Source organism: Nonomuraea diastatica, from assembly GCF_004349015.1.
GTDB classification, from domain to species: Bacteria; Actinomycetota; Actinomycetes; order Streptosporangiales; family Streptosporangiaceae; genus Nonomuraea; species Nonomuraea diastatica.
In genome coordinates, this window is the sequence record NZ_SMKP01000361.1 from 1 (window position 1) to 3,083 (window position 3,083).

The following is a 3,083-nucleotide window of genomic DNA, read 5'->3' on the forward strand; positions in this document are numbered from 1 at the left end:
GGCCGGGCGGGTGCGGCCCTGGCACCACATCTGGTCCTTGCCTCTGTAGGCGAGGTCCTTGTCCACGGCGGGGTAGCCGACCGTGTTGACCTTGAAGGCGCCTCCCTGGTTGCGCAGCACGGTGTAGCCGCCCACCCGGTCCTGCAACGTCTGGTCGGTGTAGACGTTCTCCACCTCCACCAGCGCGACGTCGTACGGGGAGTTGGCGTCCCCGCCCTCGTGGCCGGTGTAGGCGCTCGGCTTCCACGCGCGCACCGCCCCCCAGCGGCTGTACGGCTCCCGCTCCCCTCGCCCGTCGTAGGCGGGCACGAACAGCAGGTGGCGATGCCAGCCGTGGTGCCGCGGATCCTGGCGGTACTCCCCTTCGTGGTGGTCGCCGGGCTCGCCGTACACGCACTGCGCGGCGGTGACGATCAGCGACTCGTCGCGCGAGCGCACCACGGCCGCGGTGCAGGACCGTAGCTTGTCGTGGGCGTCGACGAAGAACAACCGGCCGGCCGCGCGGGTGTGCGGGAGTTTGTCGTAGGGGCGCCGGATCCGGCCGTAGCCGTTGCCGTCACCGCCGGGCGTCAGCCGCTGGGACGACGGGACACCGGTGACCCGAGCCGCGCCCTCGCCGTGGTGCGGAGTCAGCTCGGTCTCCGGCAGGGGCGCGCCGAGCGCCGCCGCCATGCGGGTGGGCGTCCAGAAGTCGCTCGATTCGTGGGCGTCCATCTCCGGCGACCTGTCCGCGCCGTGCGGCCATCGCGGGCGCGTGTCCGCCGGTGTCCCCGCCACGGGCGCAGCGGCCCGACCGGTCCCCGACGCGGCGGCCACCGGCACCATGAGGCCGGCCATGGCCAGGGCGGCGGCCGTCGTGATCGGGATGGTCCGTGATCTCATCTGTCCCCCTGAACAGGCGATGACTGAAAATGACGGGGAAACTGTAAGTCATCGACGTGCCACCCTCTGTGCATGTCGCCGGGTGTACACCACACCTGCGCCGGTTACGGGGGTTGCGCGCTGCCGGGCGTGTCGGCACCCGACGGCCATAGCCGGAAATATCACCACACGCACCGACCGCGCGGGATCAGCCGTGATGGACCCTTGATGCCGCCCTGGACGGGGATGCGCCTATGAGCGGCGGCGCCGCCGTTCGTCGACCAGCGACCAGGCGTCCTCCCACGCGCGATACCGGCCGCGGTCCACCAGCCACCGGAAGCCCGCCAGCGCCGTCAGCACCGCCGCCACCGCGGCCAGCATCACGAGCATCCCCGTCACCACGCCGGTGACGTGGATCTCCACCGCGGTCGGCGGCGGGAGCGCCGGCCGGCCGGCCTCGTCGACCCAGATCCGCACCTTCGTGCCCGCCTTGGCCAGGGCGGGCGCGCGTACCTGGCCGGTGTGCTCCTGCCCCGAGGGCATCGTCCACCGCGCCTCGGCCGGGCCGCTCCGGGGCACCGACCCGAACGACGTCGGGCCGACGGGCACGTCCGCCAGCAGCGTCGCGTCCACCTGCGACCGCCCGCCGGCGCCCGTGCTCGCCGCGTTCTGGTACGTCTGCCGCCCGGCCGCCACCGCGGGCCACACGCTGAGCATCATCAGCAGCACGGCGATCAGCAGCGCGAGACTTTCCAGGCGGTCGGATCGGCGGCGCAGCGGATTGCGGTCGAACCGGTATCTCCGCACTTGTCGCATCACCGAGTCGCGCATCACGAACACCCCCTGACGGCACTCTCCGGGTGGCGCCATCATGTCCGGCAGAGGCATGGGTCCCTCATAGGTCCCTGCCCGCCCGGGCCCCGCCGTATCAGGATATTTCCTGGTGAAAGCCCCTACGGGCACGCGCCGTCCACGGGCCACGCGTTCCATGCCGAGACGGTCGCGGCGGGCCGGCGCGGCACGGTGGCCATCCGGTCACGGACCCCGCTCGCGGCACTTCTGCTCGTTCTGCCAACCCGCCGAGGAACCGCCGGCCGGACGGGAAACGTCTTTCAAGCACAGGGGGCCGCCTGCGTTTCATCATTTCTCTGCCCAAGGGGAGACACATGGACGGGGTTTCCTACGCGATCGCCATCTCGCTGGTCGCACTCATCGCCCTCGCCGCGACACGCACACAACTGGCGCTGTCCGCCGCCCGATCCCGGACGGCGGCCGCCACCGGCTCTCCGCTCGACCTCTACCAGGCGGCCTATCTCGCGGGCGGGCCGCGCCGGGTGGTCAACACAGCGCTGGTGTCACTGGTCGCCCAGGGCGGGGTGCGGGTGTCCGGCGAGGGGGTCGTCACGCCGGTGCAGGGGTTCCGGCCGAACAAGCGGGTCCGGATCGAGCGGGCGGTCTACGGGCAGATCAAGGCCGGCGTGGGCGGATCCACCGCGGCCGAGGTGCGCCACGGCGTCGGCGACGCGGAAGCGATGCGGTTGCTGTCCACGCCCCTGTTGCGGCGCGGCTACCTGATGCCGCCGGCCGCCCGGGTGAGGGCGCGGCGGCGTACGAGCCTGCTGGTCGTCCTCGCCGCGCTGGCGGTGCTCGCGGCCGCGGTGGGCGCGGCCCTGCACGTCCCTGGGGGCGCGGTCGCGATCGCGGCCGTGGCCGCCGTGGCCGGGCTCGTCTGCTCGTACCTGCTCCGCCGCCGGCTGGCCGACCCGCTCACCAAGGCCGGACGTACGGCGCTGGAGCGGGCGGACATCCAGGTCCTCGCGGGAGGCACGTGGCAGAGTTCCGACGACATCGGCGCGGTGGCGTTGCACGGGTTGACGAAGCTGCCCGACCGGCGGCTCGCGGACACGCTGCGCCGCGACACCCGGACCAGGACCCGATCGCGCGCCGCGTGCTGCGCTCCGGGGCACTGCGGATCGTACGGCAGGACGAGCATCCCGCTCCACGGCACCGCCGTCGGCTCCGGCGGAGGATCGTGCGGCGGGGGCTTCTTCGACTTCGGCAGCCTGTTCGGCTCCGACCGCTCCGGATCGCACTCGGGCGGCGGCCACGGCGGCGGCGACTTCAGCGGCGGCGGCAGCAGCGGCGGAGACAGCGGAGGCGGTGGCGGTGGCTGCGGTGGTGGTGGCTGCGGTGGTGGCGGGGGCGGCGCGTGACCGAGGCGG

3 protein-coding genes are annotated in these 3,083 nt (G+C 73.4%); 1 reads left to right on the forward strand and 2 read right to left on the reverse strand.

Translation table 11 applies throughout. The features are described 5' to 3' along the window. Together E1294_RS51495 and E1294_RS51500 are read right to left on the reverse strand one after the other, a co-directional pair. Positions 1–882, reverse strand: an 882-nt coding sequence (locus tag E1294_RS51495; RefSeq protein WP_132520540.1) for a trypsin-like serine peptidase, incomplete at its 3' end; no start/stop codon positions are given. A gap of 231 nt (positions 883–1,113) precedes the next feature. Continuing rightward, the gene (locus E1294_RS51500; RefSeq protein ID WP_132520543.1) at positions 1,114–1,749 is read right to left on the reverse strand and encodes an Rv1733c family protein; all 636 of its coding nucleotides are present in this window, start codon (positions 1,747–1,749) and stop codon (positions 1,114–1,116) included. Positions 1,750–2,027: 278 nt separating this feature from the next. On the opposite strand from E1294_RS51500, the gene E1294_RS57660 reads away from it, so the two are divergent. Next, on the forward strand, positions 2,028–3,074 hold the full coding sequence (locus E1294_RS57660) for a TIGR04222 domain-containing membrane protein (RefSeq protein ID WP_132520546.1): 1,047 nt from the start codon (positions 2,028–2,030) through the stop codon (positions 3,072–3,074). Positions 3,075–3,083 lie beyond the last annotated feature (9 nt).